Annotated in this window: 17 protein-coding genes; 11 read left to right on the top strand and 6 right to left on the bottom strand. The window is 64.7% G+C overall.

All coding sequences use genetic code 11. The annotated features are described in order from the left end of the window. Positions 1–39: 39 nt before the first annotated feature. Together hflC and hflK are read right to left on the bottom strand one after the other, a co-directional pair. A complete protein-coding gene (gene hflC, locus ACZ1G8_RS08095; protein WP_472678948.1) occupies positions 40–873 on the bottom strand; it encodes a protease modulator HflC in 834 nt (277 codons plus the stop codon). Between the two features lies 1 nt (position 874). After that, positions 875–1,882, bottom strand: coding sequence for a protease modulator HflK (hflK, locus tag ACZ1G8_RS08100; RefSeq protein ID WP_472678949.1), 1,008 nt, complete (start codon positions 1,880–1,882; stop codon positions 875–877). Positions 1,883–2,307: 425 nt separating this feature from the next. On the opposite strand from hflK, the gene ACZ1G8_RS08105 reads away from it, so the two are divergent. The 4 genes from ACZ1G8_RS08105 to ACZ1G8_RS08120 are packed head-to-tail and all read left to right on the top strand — an operon-like array spanning position 2,308 to position 7,806. Beyond that, a complete protein-coding gene (locus ACZ1G8_RS08105) occupies positions 2,308–3,078 on the top strand; it encodes a P-loop NTPase (protein WP_472681220.1) in 771 nt (256 codons plus the stop codon). Then, a complete protein-coding gene (locus ACZ1G8_RS08110; RefSeq protein WP_472678950.1) occupies positions 3,057–5,357 on the top strand; it encodes a xanthine dehydrogenase family protein molybdopterin-binding subunit in 2,301 nt (766 codons plus the stop codon). The genes ACZ1G8_RS08105 and ACZ1G8_RS08110 overlap by 22 nt, the downstream gene beginning before the upstream one ends. Then, positions 5,354–6,382: a ferrochelatase gene (hemH, locus tag ACZ1G8_RS08115; RefSeq protein WP_472678951.1), complete on the top strand. Its 1,029-nt coding sequence runs from the start codon at positions 5,354–5,356 to the stop codon at positions 6,380–6,382. The genes ACZ1G8_RS08110 and hemH overlap by 4 nt, the downstream gene beginning before the upstream one ends. A 35-nt stretch (positions 6,383–6,417) precedes the next feature. Next, positions 6,418–7,806: a cytochrome P450 gene (locus ACZ1G8_RS08120; RefSeq protein WP_472678952.1), complete on the top strand. Its 1,389-nt coding sequence runs from the start codon at positions 6,418–6,420 to the stop codon at positions 7,804–7,806. Positions 7,807–7,945: 139 nt separating this feature from the next. On the opposite strand, the gene ACZ1G8_RS08125 is transcribed toward ACZ1G8_RS08120, so the two are convergent. Continuing rightward, positions 7,946–8,104: a DUF1674 domain-containing protein gene (locus tag ACZ1G8_RS08125; protein ID WP_221429301.1), complete on the bottom strand. Its 159-nt coding sequence runs from the start codon at positions 8,102–8,104 to the stop codon at positions 7,946–7,948. A gap of 57 nt (positions 8,105–8,161) precedes the next feature. Here ACZ1G8_RS08125 and ACZ1G8_RS08130 point away from each other — a divergent pair, with 57 nt between their 5' ends. Beyond that, positions 8,162–9,400 (top strand): RsmB/NOP family class I SAM-dependent RNA methyltransferase, encoded by a 1,239-nt coding sequence (locus ACZ1G8_RS08130; protein ID WP_472678953.1) that lies wholly within the window; start codon positions 8,162–8,164, stop codon positions 9,398–9,400. 269 nt (positions 9,401–9,669) lie between these two features. Further along, complete coding sequence (locus ACZ1G8_RS08135) at positions 9,670–10,542, top strand: OmpA family protein (RefSeq protein ID WP_247710176.1); 873 nt, start codon at positions 9,670–9,672, stop codon at positions 10,540–10,542. Positions 10,543–10,604: 62 nt separating this feature from the next. Here ACZ1G8_RS08135 and ACZ1G8_RS08140 read toward each other — a convergent pair whose 3' ends face one another. Next, positions 10,605–11,546: an NAD(P)/FAD-dependent oxidoreductase gene (locus ACZ1G8_RS08140; protein WP_472678954.1), complete on the bottom strand. Its 942-nt coding sequence runs from the start codon at positions 11,544–11,546 to the stop codon at positions 10,605–10,607. 11 nt (positions 11,547–11,557) lie between these two features. Continuing rightward, positions 11,558–12,094, bottom strand: coding sequence for a peptide-methionine (S)-S-oxide reductase MsrA (msrA, locus tag ACZ1G8_RS08145; RefSeq protein WP_222441712.1), 537 nt, complete (start codon positions 12,092–12,094; stop codon positions 11,558–11,560). 104 nt (positions 12,095–12,198) lie between these two features. Between msrA and ACZ1G8_RS08150 the strand changes: the two genes are divergently transcribed. The 5 genes from ACZ1G8_RS08150 to folK all read left to right on the top strand — a co-directional run bounded on the left by ACZ1G8_RS08150 (position 12,199) and on the right by folK (position 15,662). Further along, on the top strand, positions 12,199–13,023 hold the full coding sequence (locus tag ACZ1G8_RS08150) for a class I SAM-dependent methyltransferase (RefSeq protein WP_472678955.1): 825 nt from the start codon (positions 12,199–12,201) through the stop codon (positions 13,021–13,023). 76 nt (positions 13,024–13,099) lie between these two features. Beyond that, entirely contained in the window at positions 13,100–13,867 is a 768-nt protein-coding gene (locus tag ACZ1G8_RS08155; RefSeq protein ID WP_472678956.1) for an SIMPL domain-containing protein, read from the top strand. 11 nt (positions 13,868–13,878) lie between these two features. Further along, complete coding sequence (gene aguB, locus ACZ1G8_RS08160; RefSeq protein ID WP_472678957.1) at positions 13,879–14,742, top strand: N-carbamoylputrescine amidase; 864 nt, start codon at positions 13,879–13,881, stop codon at positions 14,740–14,742. 2 nt (positions 14,743–14,744) lie between these two features. After that, complete coding sequence (locus ACZ1G8_RS08165; RefSeq protein ID WP_472678958.1) at positions 14,745–15,182, top strand: hypothetical protein; 438 nt, start codon at positions 14,745–14,747, stop codon at positions 15,180–15,182. 141 nt (positions 15,183–15,323) lie between these two features. Beyond that, positions 15,324–15,662: a 2-amino-4-hydroxy-6-hydroxymethyldihydropteridine diphosphokinase gene (gene folK, locus ACZ1G8_RS08170; protein WP_472678959.1), complete on the top strand. Its 339-nt coding sequence runs from the start codon at positions 15,324–15,326 to the stop codon at positions 15,660–15,662. On the opposite strand, the gene ACZ1G8_RS08175 is transcribed toward folK, so the two are convergent. Beyond that, the gene (locus ACZ1G8_RS08175; protein WP_472678960.1) at positions 15,628–15,996 is read right to left on the bottom strand and encodes a putative colanic acid biosynthesis acetyltransferase; all 369 of its coding nucleotides are present in this window, start codon (positions 15,994–15,996) and stop codon (positions 15,628–15,630) included. The two genes, folK and ACZ1G8_RS08175, sit on opposite strands and share 35 nt — an antisense overlap. Positions 15,997–16,032 lie beyond the last annotated feature (36 nt).

Below are 16,032 nucleotides of genomic sequence, written 5' to 3' on the forward strand. Positions count from 1 at the left end.
GAACGGGGCGATGATGGACCGCCACCGGTCGATAAACGGTCAACGCCGTCCGCGGAACTGCTGCAGATACTCATTATCCGACGAGAGGATGATGCTGCTGGCAGCATCGCCGTTCTCCGCAGCGAAGGTGGCATCGTAGCTCTGCATCGCGCGGTAGAAGTCATAAAACTCCGCGTCCTTGCCGAAGCTTGCGGCATAGATGCGCGCTGCTTCCGCATCGGCGTCTGCACGAATGATCCGGGCATCACGCGAACCACCTGCACGGATCGCACGGGCTTCGCGCTGGCGATCCGATTCCATCCGCGTGAAGGCCGACTGGAGCGGCGCTTCGGGAAGGTCGGTGCGGGTGATCTGCACGTCCACCACCTCGGCGCCGTACTGGCGGGCCTGGCGGTCGAGATTGTTGCGCACGTTCTGCAGCGCCGAGCCGCGTTCCGCGGTCAGCATGGCCTGGAAGGTCCGGCGTCCCAGCTCCTGGCGCAGGACCGAGTTGAGGATCGGCTCGAGCGCGTTGCGTACACCTTCGGTGGTGCCTGCGCGTTCGACCATGCGGACCGGATCGGTGATCCGGAAGCGCGCATAAGCGTTCACGAGCAGGCGCTGCTGGTCGTTCGAAAGCACTTCCTCGTCGCTCATTTCGAGGTCGAGGAGGCGCTTTTCGATCCGCACGACGCGGTCGACGAAGGGCATGCGGAGATAGATTCCCGCATCGGTTTCGCCGCCCGGCGTGTTGACGGTCCCGATCGGGTTACCCGTCCGCACGATGACGGCCTGTTCTTCCTCGGGCACGACGTAGACGCTCATCAGGAGGCCTACGATCGCTACGCCGAGCGCGATAATGGCGAGGCGATAATCTTCCCAGATACGCTGCATCTCAGTTTCCTCCCGGCGCGGTTACGGTGGTGGTAGGCTGGGTCTCCTGGGCCCGGCGCCGGATTTCGGGAAGCGGGAGGTAGGGCGTCACGCCCTGCGCTTCCACGATGGTCTTGTCGGTCTTGCTCAGGACCCGCTCCATGGTCTCGTAATAGAGACGCTGGCGGGTCACCTGCGGTGCGAGGCGATACTGCTCGTAGACCTTGTCGAAGGCTTCGGCCTCACCCTGTGCCTGTGCGAGCACCTGCTGGGCGTAACCCTGCGCCTGGTTGCGTGCGGCATCGGCGTTCTGTTCCGCCACCTGCACGTCGCGGAAGGCATCGACCACCTGGCTCGGCGGGTCGGCCTTCTCGATTTCGACACCGAGTACGCGGATGCCTGCGCGGTAGCTGTCGAGGGTTTCCTGCATTCGCTCGCGGACATCCTGTTCGATCGAGGCACGCCCCTGACCCGAGAAGGTCTCGTCGAGCTGTTTCTCGGCAACGGCGGCGCGCATCGCGGCTTCTGCCGCTTCGTTCACGGTCTCGATCGGATCGACGACGCGGAACTTGTAATCGGCGAGGTCCTTGATGTTCCAGCGCACGATATAGCTGAGGTCGACGAGGTTCTGGTCGCCCGTCAGGATCAGCTTCACCTGGCTGTTGTTGCCGGGGATGCGCACGGCGCGCACGCCCTGAACGTCTTCGACATCGACCGTCTCGAAGGGGAACGGCGCAGAAAACTTGAGGCCCGAATCCATCGTGCGGGTGTAGTTACCGAGCGTTTTCACGACAGCCTGCTGCTGCGGGCCGATCAGGTGGACGCTTGTGGCGAGCAGGCCCAGCGCGATGATGCCGACGACCACCACAGGGAACCAGCTCTTGCCGCCGGGGCGTTGCGGGAAACGGAAATTCGGCCCGCCGGGACCACCGCCCTTGCGACGCGGACCTTCGGGACCGCGGTTCTTGAAGATATCTTCTATATTGGGGCCGCGGCGACCATCGCCGCCACCCGAACCCGGGGGAGCCAAGGATTGCGTGGGCCCTTGGGCTTGCCGCTTCCCTTGTCGCCCTTGGGCGCTTCACCGTCATTACCGGAGCCGGAGGAATCGTCACCCCCGCCCCATGGATTGTTTCCTGCCATTGCGAGGCGGATCCTCTGTCCTAGCCCGTCCAAAAGTCTCATATTTGTCTTATAGGTACGCTTTGCAGGAAAAACAGGGGTTGCGGCGCGCTTTTCGATGCTACAGCAGCGCGCTCCATGAGCGACACGCTTTTCAAAGACCAATTGCCCCCCGAAATCAGCGCCCGTATAACCGGTAGCGTCCTCAATGAAGGACGCGCGACGCTGGTCCTCGATGTGGCGGGCCTTTCCGAGGCGCAGCGCGGCGCGCTGGAAGCCGAGATCACATCCGCCGTGGCTGCGCGCGAGGACGTGAACGACGTGCGCGTCGTGATGACGGCAGAACGCAAGGGGCCGATGATCATTGCAGTCGGATCGGGCAAGGGCGGCGTCGGCAAGTCGACGCTCACCGCCAACCTCGCGATCGCGCTGGCGAAGCGCGGGGTGAAGGTCGGACTGGTCGATGCCGACATATACGGACCCTCGCAGCCGGTCATTTTCGGCACGCAGGGCGCAAAGCCCGATGCGCGCGACAACAAGCCGGTCCCGCTCGGCAGCGACTATGGCGTGGACCACCTTTCGATGGGTCACCTCGTCGCGCCGGGCAAGGCGCTCGCCTGGCGCGGTCCGATGGCGGCTGGCGCGCTCGGCCAGCTGATCGAGGCGCATTGGTCGCCCGACACCGAAGTGCTCCTGATCGACCTGCCGCCGGGCACGGGCGATGTGCAGCTCACCATGCTGCAGAAGTTCAAGCCGGCGGGCGCCGTGCTCGTCTCCACGCCGCAGGACCTTGCGCTGATTGACGCGGCGCGGGCCGGCCAGCTCTTCGATACGGCCGGTGTACCGGTGATCGGGCTGGTCGAGAACATGTCGGGCTATGCCTGCCCCAAGTGCGGCGAGGTTTCCGATCCCTTCGGTGCCGGCGGCGTCGAGGCGGCTGCGGGCCGACTGGAGTTGCCCTTCCTCGGCCGTATCCCGCTGGCGATGGCAATCCGGCAGGGAAGCGATGCGGGTAAGCCGCCCGCAGCCGGTGACGGCCCCAACGCTGCGCCTTTCCACGCGATTGCAGAAAAGCTCGCCGAATGGATATCCGCGAGAAACTGAGCGGCATCGAGGTCTCGCGCCGCAAGCTCATGATCGGCGCGGCGGCGGGCGGCGGACTGCTGGTCGCCTGGACGCTATGGCCGCGCAGCTATGGCAGCCCGATGGTCGCCGGCGAAGGCGAGGCTTTGTTCGAGGGATGGCTGACGATCGGTCGCGACGGCGTCGTCACCGTCGCAGTCCCTCAGCTCGAGATGGGGCAGGGCGTCGGCACTGTCCTTGCGCAGGTTGCGGCCACCGAACTCGGTGCCGACTGGCGCCAGATCGGCATCGAGCCGACGCCGCCTTCGGGCCATTTCGCCAACCTCCCGCTCGCCGCGCATTGGTCGCCGCTATGGTCGAGCTTCCCTGCGCAGGCCGATAGCGAGGATGCATGGCTGGTAGAACGCTTCGCGCGCCGCGGCGATTTCAACGCGACAGCGCTCGGCACCAGCCTTGCCGCCTACGAGCGCCCCTTGCGCGAGGCCGCGGCAAGCGCGCGCGACATGCTTACCCGTGCTGCCGCCGAACGCTGGGACGTCGCGCCCGAGCAATGCGAGGTGGTCGAGGGCTTCGTCATCCACGAAGGCACGCGCCTGGCCTTCGGCGAGCTTGCGATGGAAGCGACGCGTCTCGACCCGCCCGACCCCGCTCCCTTGCGCCCGCTTCCCGCTTCCGAAGAACCGATCCCGGGCGAGGCCGATGCCTCCACGATCTTCCCGCGGCTCGACCTGCCTTCGAAGGTCGACGGAAGCCACATATTTGCAGGCGACGTTCGCCTGCCGGGGATGCTCTTTGCATCGATCCGGCACGGTCCTGCTGGCCTCCCCGAACTGCTCCGCTTCGACGAGGATGCGGTGAAAGGCATGCGCGGTCTGCGCACGGTCGTGACCTCCAAGCGCTGGATCGCCGCCGTTGCAGACAGCTGGTGGATCGCGGACCAGGCTCTCGGCCGGATGAGGGCCCATTTCACCGGACCCGGAGCGCTCGAACAGATCGTCCTCGAAAGCGACATGGAGCGCGCTATCGAAATGGGCGACGACAACGCCGAGCGGCTGGCGTCGATCGGTGATCCCGACGGCATGCTCGGCGAATCGGCTACGGTGCGCCGCTACGATTTCGCGCCCGCAGCCCATGCGCCGCTCGAGACGGCCAGCGCGACCGCGCGGTTCGAAGACGGACGACTCGAATTGTGGATCGCTTCGCAAGCGCCTGCCGCTGCACGCGATGCAGCCGCCAAGGCCATCTGCATCTCGCCTGACGACGTCGTTCTCTATCCCGTGTCCGCGGGTGGCAGTTTCGATGCCCGCCTTGAGAAACAGCATGCGATCGAGGTCGCCCAGATTGCCGAGCAGGTCGGGCGTCCGGTGCAGCTCGTCTGGAGCCGGGCGCAGGACCTGCAGGCAGTCCCTCCGCGTCCGCCGGTTTCGGTGCAGATTTCAGCGAGCCTCGGGGCGCAGGGGCAGCCGGTCGCATGGCGCTCGCGGGTCATAGCGCCTTCCGCCATCCGTGAAATGGGCGGACGGCTGTTCGACAATCTCGTGCCGGAAGCCGCACAGGAGCTGGGCCGCGAGGAAGCCGATCCCTTCATGACCGAGGGCGCCGTGCCAAGCTACGGTATTTCGCATGTCGCGGTCGAACATGTGCCTGCCAGTATCCGCTTGCCCGCCGGACGTATGCGCGGTGGGGCGCATGTCTGGACGACCTTTGCCACCGAATGCTTCGTCGACGAACTGGCGGCAGCTGCGGGCCGCGATCCCTTCCTCTACCGGATGGCGATGCTGGGCGGCGCGCCGCGCATGGCCGAATGCCTGCGCCGCGCCTCGCGCCTCGGCGAATGGGACGGCGCGCAGGAAGGGTCGGGGCAGGGCATCGCGATGCTTCGCATGGGAAGCGATCCCGCGCGCGCTGGGCACATAGCCTGCGTGGCGCAGGTCGGCAGGGGCGAGGGCCGCATGCGCGTTTCGCGGCTGGTTGCGACCGTGGACATCGGGCGGATCGTCAATCTCGATATCGCGCGCCAGCAGATCGAGGGCGGGCTCGTTTTCGGCCTTGGGCTGGCTTCGGGAGGATCGCTGCGCTTCCGCGATGGCCATCCGGTGCCGAAGCGGCTCGACGGGCTGGGCCTTCCGCGACTTGCCGATTGCCCCGAAATCGTGGTCGACTTCATCGCCAGCGAGGCAGAGCCGTTCGACCCCGGCGAACTCGGCGTGGCAGTCGCCCCGCCGGCGATCGCAAACGCCCTCTTCACAACGACGGGAACGCGAATGCAGCAACTCCCGTTCTTCAGCGAACGATCATGACCTGGCAAGAACAGAAACTCCCCGCAGACCATCCGCCGGCAAAGTCCGGCAGGATCGGCGTACTTGTCGTGAACCTCGGCACGCCCGATGCGCCCGAGAAGGGCCCCGTGAAGCGCTACCTCGCCGAATTCCTGTCAGACCGCCGCGTGGTCGAGATACCGGCAATCGCATGGCAGCCGATCCTGCGCGGCATTATCCTCAACACGCGTCCCAAAAAGAGCGCGCACGCCTATAGCCAGGTTTGGACCGAAGAAGGCTCGCCGCTCGCCGTCATCACCCGCAAGCAGGCAGAGGCCATGCAGGACCGGCTTGGTGAGGGCGTCATGATCGACTGGGCCATGCGTTACGGAAAGCCTTCGATCCCCGACCAGATCCAGAAGCTGATGGATGCCGGCTGCGATCGCATATTGCTCGCTCCGCTCTATCCGCAATATTCGGGCGCGACGACGGCGACGGTGGTCGACAAGGCGGCCGACAAGCTCAAGGAGATGCGCTGGCAGGCGAGCCTGCGTACGCTCCCGCCCTATCATGACGACCCTGCCTATATCGACGCGCTCGAGACCGACATCACGCGCCAGCTGGACGCGCTCGATTTCACGCCCGAAGTCCTCCTGCTGAGCTTCCACGGCATGCCGCAGCGCACGCTGGAGCTGGGCGATCCCTATCACTGCCACTGCCAGAAGACCTCGCGCCTGTTGCAGGAGCGGCTTGCGGGCCTCGACATGCGCATCCGCACGACTTTCCAGTCGCGCTTCGGCCCCGCCAAATGGCTAGAACCGGCGACCGACACGGTGATCAGCGAAGAGGCAGCCAAGGGCACCAAGCGTCTCGCCATTGCGGCTCCGGGCTTCTCGGCCGACTGTCTCGAAACGCTCGAGGAACTCGCCATCCAAGGGCGTGAGCAGTTCATCGAGGAAGGCGGCGAGAAGTTTGCAGCGCTCTCCTGCCTCAACACTTCGGATGCTGGCCTCGCAATGCTCGAAACTTTGTTGCGGCGCGAGCTGGCCGGATGGATCGATTGCTAATTGCCACTTAATAATTGCTGATGCATGATGGCTGCATGGCAACCCTTGCAGCACACGATCCGATCCCCACGCACTGGACCGAAGGCGTCCCGAGCGACGACGAACTGGCACATATTCCAGGTGAAGGCGGCTGGCCGTTGGTCGGCAATACGCTGAAGATGCTGAAGGACCCTCACGCCTTCACGCGGCGCATGGTCGCAACCTATGGCCGGGTCTACAAATCGAAGGCCTTCGGCGGCTGGAATGTCGGACTGATCGGTGCCGATGCGAACGAGCTAGTGCTGTTCGACAAAAACAAGAATTTCTCATCCGAGCAGGGCTGGGGGCCGGTGCTTGACCAGCTCTTCCCGCGCGGCCTGATGCTGCTCGACTTCGATCATCACCGCGCCGACAGGCGTGCGCTTTCGATCGCCTTCAAGCCCGGTCCGATGCGCCACTATTCGGGCAGCCTCAATCGCGGCATCGCGAAGAAGGTCGAGGACTGGGGCGAGGGGCGGATGGAATTCTATCCCGCGATCAAGACGCTCACGCTCGACCTTGCTGCCGACAGCTTCATCGGGATCGAATGGGGTCCGGAAGCGGACAAGATCAACACCGCCTTCATCGACATGGTGCAGGCCTCGGTCGCGCCCGTACGCAAGCCGCTGCCCTTTACGCAGATGAAACGCGGCGTCGACGGACGGAAGTTCCTCGTCGATTTCTTTACCGCAGAGACGCAGCGACGCCGTGCAGAAGGCGGCGGGCAGGATATGTTCAGCCAGTTCGCCACGGCCGAGTATGACGACGGCAGCCTGATGCCGGTCGACGAAGTAGTCGACCACATGAACTTCCTCATGATGGCGGCACACGACACGATCACCAGCTCGGCGACCTCGCTAATCTGGCTGCTCGCCAAGCATCCCGAATGGCAGGAAAAGCTGCGCCAGGAACTTGAAAGCGTGACCGGCGGCATCGGCAGCGATGGCAAGCCGCGCGACCTTGCCTACGAGGACATGGGCAAGCTCGAACTGACCGAAATGGCGTTCAAGGAAGCTCTGCGGATGGTCCCGCCGGTCCCTTCCATGCCGCGCCGCGCGCTGCGCGAGTTCGAGTTCGGCGGCTACCACATTCCGGCGGGCACGCATGTCGGCATCAACCAGTATTTCGTTCACCACGAGGAAGAGCATTGGGACGATCCCTTTGCCTTCGACCCGATGCGCTTCACGCCCGACAAGGTGAAGGCGCGCCACAAATATGCATGGGTGCCTTTCGGCGGCGGCGCACACATGTGCCTCGGGCTGCATTTCGCCTACATGCAGGTAAAGATCCTGCTCGCGCAGCTCCTGCCGCGCTACGAGATCACGCTCGAGCAGGAACCCGAGTGGCAGCCCTGGCCGATCCCCAAGCCGCGTGACGGGCTGAAGATCTCGCTAAAAGCGCTCTGATTTCCGCGGCGAAGCCGAGACAAGGGCGGAAGCGAAGTCGCAGACGCAGCTGGCCAAAGGCCACCTGTATGACCGCCCGCAGCAGGCGCAGCTTGCTGCGCGTCTAGCGAGGACGCACCCGCGGAGGCGGGTGCGCAAATCAGAAGTCTATGGCGATACCGTCCTTGACCCAGTCGCCGTAGCGCGTCGGGCTCAGGTCTTCCTCGTTCTCGACCTTCTTCGGCTTGGGCGGCGGTTCGCTGCTCCAGTGCTCGGGCTTTTCGAATTTCTCGGGCCGTTTGGTCGCGCGTTTCGTCATGCTTCTAAAATGCGCAGGCTGGCGCGTGGTTTCAAGTAAAGCTAGGGGCAGCACCCAATGGCACAGCCTATCGGAATACACGCGCGCCGCGCCGCGCTCCGCCTGCTCGATGCGGTCCTGCGCCGCGGCGAGACGCTCGACGTCGCATTCGGCGCGGCAACCAAGGACGTGCGTAAGTTCGAGGACAAGGCGTTGGCGCGGGCGATCGCCAGCGAGGTGCTGCGCTGGCTGGTCGATCTCGATGTGCTCATCGACAGCGCGACGAAGAAGCCGCTGCCTGCCGATGCCAAGGCGCGCACGGTGCTGCGCATGATGCTGGCGCAGTGGCTCCGCCTCGATACGCCGCCGCACGCCGTCATCGCGACCTGTCTGCCGCTGCTTGCCGGAGGCCCGCGTAGGCTGGCGCACGGCGTTTTTTCGACGCTGACCAAGCGCGATATTGTCTTGCCCGTGGCGCCCACGCTTCCCGCCGATGTCGCGGAACGCTGGGGCGATCGCTCGGCTGCGATCGCGCGGGGCCTTGCCGAGCCCCCTCCGCTCGACCTGACGCTGAAGGACCCTTCGCAAACCGAGGTGTGGAAGGCGAAACTTGCCGCCGACAGCCTGATGCCGGGTCACCTGCGTCTCGCGCGTGGCGAGAATATCGAGAAGCTGGCCGGTTTCGCGGAAGGTGACTGGTGGGTGCAGGATATCGCTGCCTCGCTGCCTGCGCGCCTGCTCGGCGAGGGCGAGGGCCGCCACGTCCTCGACCTGTGCGCTGCGCCCGGCGGCAAGTCGCTGCAATTGGCGGCGCAGGGCTGGCAGGTGACCTCGCTCGACATTTCCAAGCGCCGGCTCGACCTTCTGCGCGCCAACTTCAGGCGCGTGGGCCTGAAAGCCAGCCCGCTTCGCGTCGACGCGCTCACTTGGGAACCTAAGCACCGCTTCGACGCGATCCTGCTCGATGCGCCGTGCACTGCGACCGGCACTGCACGCCGGCATCCCGATGTGCTTCACCGGATCGGATCGCGACAGATCAAGGAGATGGCCGAACTCCAGGCCGCATTGCTCGAACGCGCCTCTGGCTGGCTCAAGCCTGGCGGCGTGCTGGTATATGCAACCTGTTCGCTCGAACGCGAGGAAGGAGAGGCCCGTCTGGCCGAATCCAAGCTCGATCTGGTGCCGATTTCGCAGGACGAACTGCCAGAGGGAATCGCCCCCGGCGCCGATGGCACCTTGCGAACCGACCCCGGAATGATGGCGGAAAACGGGGGAATCGACGGATTCTTCATCGCCCGGCTCGCAGCCCGCGGCTGAAAAAAGGCAAAAAAAAGGCAAAGTTTTAACGGTTCGCCGCAACAGTGGACCGCACCGCCCCCATGCCGGGCTCCTCTGGCTTGCCATTCACATTTTTGAAAGCATGGGATCAACAATCAGCGTTTCACCGAACAAGGACGCCGCCATTCTCGCCGCGTCTTGAGACATACGCATCAGAATTTAGGATCGACGACCGGACCGCCCCCTACAAGCGGCCATCAAGAAGCTGTAAGATGTCCATGGTCGTCGTGGATTGAAGGAGTACGAAAGTGACTGCAATTAAGAAGACCGCAGGAATCCCCCTCCTGCTTGGCGCGCTTGCGCTGCCCATGAGCCTTTCGGCGCAGGAAGTTGAAGCCACCGACAGCAACATCGACGTCTACGGCTCGGCCCTCACCGAAGGTCCCGAAGTCGAGGGCATCATCACCTCGCGCAGCGGCGACAAGATCCGCGTGACGCTGGAAAATGGCACGACCACCGACATCATCATCGATGAAGGCACCGAAATCCGCGCAACCGGCGGCTTCCTTGGCATGAGCAGCAAGAAGCTGACCTCGCGCCAGCTGCTGAACGGCCTTCCGGTCGAAGTCGACACGCTGCAGTTCGACGGCGGCCTCGTTGCCAGCCGCGTGAAGCTCAAGGCGAGCGACCTCGAAACCGCTGCCATGATCCGCGGTGCGACCGCTCAGCAGTTCGCCGAACAGCGCGAAGACATCGACGCCAACACGGCTGCCGCAGAAGCCCTGCGTGGTCGCATGGCCAACATCGACCAGTACAACGTCCGCGGCGTGACCAACGTCTACTTCGACAGCGGCAAGTGGAATATCTCGGCTGAAGGCGAGCGTGAGATCTGCGAAATCGCTTCGCAGGCGGAAGCCATGGACAATGCGCTGCTGCTCGTCGTCGGTTACACCGACTCCGATGGCGACGAAGACTACAACCAGGTCCTCTCGGAGCGCCGTGCAGGCCGCGTGACCAACTACCTTCAGCAGAAGTGTGGCTGGAAGCCTTGGCGCATGCTGACCCCGACCGGCATGTCCGAATCGGATCCGGCTGCAGACAACAGCACGCCGGAAGGCAAGGCGCAGAACCGCCGCGTTTCGGTCAACATCCTCGTCAGCAAGGCCACCGAAGAAGGCTGAGCCAAGCGCAGGATACGCTAGTTATGAGGGGCGGGTCTTCGGACCTGCCCCTTTTTTCTTGCCTAGCCGGCAGCAGCGATGACCGATTCAGCGAGCTCTCGTCCCGAGACCCAGGCGCCCTCGACGCGCGGGGCGACCAGCCAGTCTCCGCACACTCCCAGTTGCAATGCTGCATCCCACAAGTGGCCTTCGCCGGCCTTGCCGGACTTGGCATAGCGCCAGCGGTGGGCACTGCTCGCGACGATCACGGGCAGGTCCGCGCCGATTTCCGAAGCAAATGCGCTCAGCAGGGCCTCGGTGACCTCTTCGCGCTCGTCCTCGAGATGTGCGCGCGACCATTCGGGGCCTGCCTGGACTACCCAGCGTTCGCCCGCCGACCGGCCGGGCTTTGCGCTGTCGCGGGCCGCCCATCCGATGGGGCCTGCGTTGCGCAGCGTATCATTCGCGTTGGGGACGATTTCAGCAAAGGCCGCCATCACTGTCCAGCAAGGGTCCGAGATCGTCGTGGCAGCTAGGCTGCTCCATTCCGGACGGTGCGCCTCAAGCAGGGGCGCAGCCTGTTCGGCCGGTAGCGCGAGGACGAGGCGGTCGAATGCAGCAGGATCGAGACCCTCGCCCGCGATAAGCCAGCGCTGGCCGTCCCGCTCGACGCGCTCGATGCGCGCTCCGAATTGAACGCCAAGCTCTTCGGCCATGGCGCGGATGGGTGCATTCATTCCCGGCGTGCCGACCCAGGCATCCTCGCCCGCGGCTGGCCAGCGTTCCGCAATGCCGCGCTCCTGCCAGTTCTCTACCTGCGTGCGGAACCGCTCGTCGCGCACGGTGAAATACTGCGCACCGTGATCGAAGCGCAATGTCTCGCCATCGGCATCCATCCGGCGCGTCGACATGCGTCCACCCGGGCCACGGCCCTTGTCGAACAGGGCCACTTCGTGACCGGCATCACGCAGCGCCATCGCGCAGCTGAGCCCGGCCATTCCCGCTCCGACAATCGCAGTCTTCACCTTGCCGGTCCTCAGGCGTCGTCCTTGACGTACTTTTGGAAGCTCTTGCGCAGCTTCATCAGCTTGGGCGGGATGACCGCGAGGCAATAGGGATTACGCTGGCCTTCGCCGTCCCAGTATTCCTGGTGGTAGTCTTCTGCCGGATACCATTCGCCGCTCTCGATCGTGGTCACCGCGCGCTGGCCGGGATGCTCCTCGTTCCAGCGGGCGATGGCGGCTTCTGCCGCCTCGCGCTGTTCGTCCGTCGGGAAGATTGCGCTGCGATACTGCGTGCCGACGTCGTTGCCCTGCCGGTTGAGCTGGGTCGGGTCATGCGTGCCCATGAAAACGTCGAGGATCTGTTCGAGGCTGATCTGCTCGCTGTCGAAGGTGACGCGCACGCCCTCGGCATGGCCGGTATTGCCGGTGCAGACTTCTTTGTAGGTCGGGTTCGCCTGATGGCCGCCGATATAACCGCTCTCGACCTCGCTCACTCCGATGACGTCCTTCATCACCGCCTCGGTGCACCAGAAGCATCCACCAGCGACGATTACCTGTTCCTGCGACATGCATATCTCCTTTGAGCGGGCATTTAGGAAGACGAAGGGTCCTTGTCATCGTTCCAGTGCAAGTGCAGGAAGCACCGCAATCGAATTGAGAGGAGAATCCCCCCATGCGTTTGTTCCTGACTGCAGCCGTCGCCGCCTTTGCCGTCACGCCGCTTGCGGCCGACGATCACGCCGGTGACCTCGGCGAGGTCCTAGCGTCCGACCTGCGCGAGGATGACCGTGCGCGCGACCAGTATCGCAACCCGGAAGAGACACTCGCATTCTTCGGCGTCGAGCCGACGATGACCGTGGCCGAGTACGGCCCCGGCGGCGGCTGGTACACCCGCGTTCTCGCACCGTACATCTCGCCGGCCGGCAAATACATTGCCTTCGACCAGGACAGCGACGATCGCACCTATCGCGATCGGGCGCAGGAAGCGCGCGCCAAGGGCTGGACCGAACGTTTCACCGCGAGCGTTTCCGAAATGGAAGGTGTCAACGGCGACAATGTGACGGCCTTCGAGATCGACGAAATGCCCGAAGAGCTGGCAGGAACCGTCGACCGCGTCCTCATCTTCCGCTCGATGCACGGCCTCAACATCGGCAATGCTGCCGACACGGTGCTCAAGGCAGCGCGCATGATGCTCAAGGACGACGGCATGGTCGGCGTCGTGCAGCACCGTGCTCCCGAAGGCGCCAGCTATGATGACTACGGTGCCCGCCAGCGCGGTTACATGCGCAAGCAGGACGTCGTCGCGATCTTCGAGGCGAACGGCTTCGAACTCGCCGGCGAAAGCGAGATCAACGCCAATCCCAACGACCCTGCGAATTGGGAAGGCGGCGTTTGGACACTGCCGCCCGTGCTGCGCTACGGCGACCAGGACCGCGACCGCTATCTCGCTATCGGCGAGAGCGACCGCATGACGCTGCTTTTCAAGAAGGCCGACTGACCCCTCTGTCAGCCAGCGTTCATAAGCGAACTGCAATTCCTCCGATGTAATAGTATTACATCGGAGGAATTTTTCTATGCAAAAACTGATTTTTGTGGCCGCAGCTCCGCTAGCGCTTGCAGCCTGTAGCGATCGCGCAGACGAAGCGCGCGGGGTCGATCACGGCGAGACGCTGCTGTCGGTCAGTGCCAGCGGCCAGGCAGAAAGCCGCCCCGACCGCGCGCAATTCAATGCCGGAATCGAGACATTCTCGCGCAGTGCGACTGCGGCGAGCGAGGCCAATGCCGAGAAGATCGAGGAGATCGTGACGGCGCTGCGCGAGCTCGGTATCGCCGAGGACGACATCCAGACGCAGAACGTGAGCGTCCAGCGCGTGCGCTGGGGAGATCGCAAGGGCCAGTACCAGGCGAGCAACGTCTTCGAAGTCACGATGGACGATCCCGACAATGCCGGTGCCGCGATCAGCGCCGTTACCGAGGCGGGCGCCAATGTCCTGTCCGGCCCGAGCCTGACCATGAGCGATCCCGAAGAGGTGCTGAATACCGCCTATGCCGATGCCTATGCAGCCGCTCGCGGACGCGCCGAGGCCTATGCAGCGGCATCCGGCATGGAGATCAGCCGGGTGCTCTACATCCGCGATGCCGGCGGCCAACAGGGTCGCAGCTGGGTACGCGGCGCTGAGGCGATGAACGATGCGATGATCGAGCGTACTGCACCAGCCGCGCCGCCGCCCCCGCCACTTGCCATCGCTCCCCGCCCGGAAAGCGGATCGCCCGGAATGATGGTCGGCACCACGCGGACCAATGTCCACATCCAGGTAGACTTCGCGCTGCGGGAGAAATAACGCTCCTAGGCATGAGAGAACTGACCGTTTCCGTCCTGCAGTTGCCGCTCGCCCTTCCGGACGAGGCGGACAATATCTCCGCTGTCTGCCAGCTCGTGGAAGAGGCGGCGGGCAACGGCGCGCAGGTTATCCTGCCGCCCGAGCTCTTCGCCGGCGAGTATTTCTGCCGCGAGGAAGAGGAGGAGCTGTTCGCCCGGGCCCGCCCGACGGCAGAGCATCCCAGCGTGCTCGCGATGCAGGAGCTGGCGGGCAAGCTCGGTGTGGCGATCCCGACCAGCTTCTTCGAGCGCGACGGGCATCACTATTACAACACGCTTGCCATGATCGGTCCCGATGGCGGGATCATGGGCACTTATCGCAAGAGCCATATTCCCGACGGACCGGGCTACGAGGAAAAATACTATTTCCGCCCGGGGAATGACGGCTTCAAGGTCTGGGACGTCTTCGGGGCGCGCATCGGCGTCGGCATCTGCTGGGACCAGTGGTATCCCGAATGCGCGCGGGTCATGGCGCTGAAGGGCGCAGAGGTCCTGTTCTATCCGACCGCGATCGGCTCCGAACCATATGACGCCGATCTCGACACCAGCCGCATGTGGCGCCGCGCGATGATCGGCCACGCGGTCTCGAACTGCATGCCTGTCTGCGCTGCCAACCGTATCGGCCATGAAGGCCCCGCCGACCGTCAGCAGAGCTTCTACGGCCACAGCTTCATCTCCGACGAATGGGGCGACCTGCTGGAGGAATTCGGCGCGTCGGACAGCGGCACGCTCGTCGCAAAGCTCGATCTCGAGCGGGCAGCCAAGCACCGCGCGGGCATGGGTTTCTTCCGCGACCGCAGGCCCCAGCTCTACGGGCGGATCTGCGAGGACATCTGACCGTGTCCACGGGTCGCGCCATCAGTCAGGACCAGCTCGACGCTCTCTTCACGGCGGCGCTCGAGGCGGCGATCGGGCGGATCGAGAAGGACGGCCATTTCCACCCGCTCGTCTTCGAATTGCGAGACAGCGGCGCGATCCACGCTGTTGCCGTGCTGGAGACGGGCGCGATCGACGGACGCCGCGACGTGATCGACAGGCTTTTCGAGATTGTGCGTGCTCGCGTTGCTGAGGGTCTCGTACAGGCTTTCGCCATCTCGCTCGACGGGCACCATGAGGAGCAGATGACGGTCATGCTCCGCGCGCCCAACTATGCTGCCGACATCCTCGTCCCCTTTACAGAAGCCGGTGAGGGCTTCCTGAAACGGAAGCGTCGCGTTTCGCTCGGCGAATTCTCGGCCAAAGAGGTCGCGAACGAAATCTTCGGAGCGGCCGGATGACGGGCGCACGTCACCGCTACCTGATCGCGCTTGGCTCGAACATTCGGGTGGCGGGAATCGGCGGGCCGCGGGCGGTGCTGTCGCGAATGATCGACGCTTTCGCCGAAGCGGATATCGGGGTGCAGCAGGCCTCGCGAGATCATGTCGAGCGCGCCGGTCGGCCCATCGCTCCGCCGCTATGCCAACGCCGCAGTGGTGGCCGAGAGCGCGCTTGCGCCCGAAGCAATGCTGGCCAGCCTGCAGGAACTCGAATACCGTTTCGGTCGGCGCCGCAAGGGCGCCCCTTGGCGGGCAAGGCCGCTCGATCTCGATATCGTTCTATGGAGCGGCGGTTACTTCGCCTCGCCCAGACTGCTCATCCCGCACCCGTTGTTCCGCGAACGCTCTTTCGTGTTGAAGCCCGCCGCCGAAGTCGCGCCGCACTGGCGCGATCCCGTGACCGGCCTCACGCTTCGCCAGCTCGCAGCTCGCGCGGCTTGAGTTTCGCAGCGGGATTGCCGCGGTAGATCGCCCATGCCTCGGCATCCTCGAACAACACGCCGCGCGCCGCCAGCACCGCGCCTTCGCCCATCGTGACGCCCGGCCCGACGAATGCTTCCGCCGCGACCCAGCACTTGGGCGCTAGTGTGACCGGCCTCACCACCAGTTGGAAATCCCGGTCGGACACGTCATGCGTGCTCGCGCAGAGGTGTGCCCTTTGCGAGACGACGCAGTCGCTCCCGATGGTGATGTAGCCTTGGTTGTAGATGATGGCGCCGGGACCGATCAGCACGTTGTCCCCCAGCTCCAGATTGCGCGGATGCCATATCTTCACGCTCGCGTGCACGCGGCAATTGCTGCCCAGCCTTGC

The sequence above is a fragment of the Qipengyuania sp. BR81-2 genome, from assembly GCF_055693895.1.

What these genes read in the sequence shown, in the direction of transcription:
- hflC (WP_472678948.1), bottom strand. Translation starts at nt 873, where the DNA reads ATGCAGCGTATCTGGGAAGATTATCGCCTCGCCATTATCGCGCTCGGC.
- ACZ1G8_RS08105 (WP_472681220.1), top strand. Translation starts at nt 2,308, where the DNA reads ATGACGGCAGAACGCAAGGGGCCGATGATCATTGCAGTCGGATCGGGC.
- ACZ1G8_RS08110 (WP_472678950.1), top strand. Translation starts at nt 3,057, where the DNA reads ATGGATATCCGCGAGAAACTGAGCGGCATCGAGGTCTCGCGCCGCAAG.
- hemH (WP_472678951.1), top strand. Translation starts at nt 5,354, where the DNA reads ATGACCTGGCAAGAACAGAAACTCCCCGCAGACCATCCGCCGGCAAAG.
- ACZ1G8_RS08120 (WP_472678952.1), top strand. Translation starts at nt 6,418, where the DNA reads ATGGCAACCCTTGCAGCACACGATCCGATCCCCACGCACTGGACCGAA.
- ACZ1G8_RS08125 (WP_221429301.1), bottom strand. Translation starts at nt 8,104, where the DNA reads ATGACGAAACGCGCGACCAAACGGCCCGAGAAATTCGAAAAGCCCGAG.
- ACZ1G8_RS08130 (WP_472678953.1), top strand. Translation starts at nt 8,162, where the DNA reads ATGGCACAGCCTATCGGAATACACGCGCGCCGCGCCGCGCTCCGCCTG.
- msrA (WP_222441712.1), bottom strand. Translation starts at nt 12,094, where the DNA reads ATGTCGCAGGAACAGGTAATCGTCGCTGGTGGATGCTTCTGGTGCACC.
- ACZ1G8_RS08150 (WP_472678955.1), top strand. Translation starts at nt 12,199, where the DNA reads ATGCGTTTGTTCCTGACTGCAGCCGTCGCCGCCTTTGCCGTCACGCCG.
- ACZ1G8_RS08155 (WP_472678956.1), top strand. Translation starts at nt 13,100, where the DNA reads ATGCAAAAACTGATTTTTGTGGCCGCAGCTCCGCTAGCGCTTGCAGCC.
- aguB (WP_472678957.1), top strand. Translation starts at nt 13,879, where the DNA reads ATGAGAGAACTGACCGTTTCCGTCCTGCAGTTGCCGCTCGCCCTTCCG.
- folK (WP_472678959.1), top strand. Translation starts at nt 15,324, where the DNA reads ATGTCGAGCGCGCCGGTCGGCCCATCGCTCCGCCGCTATGCCAACGCC.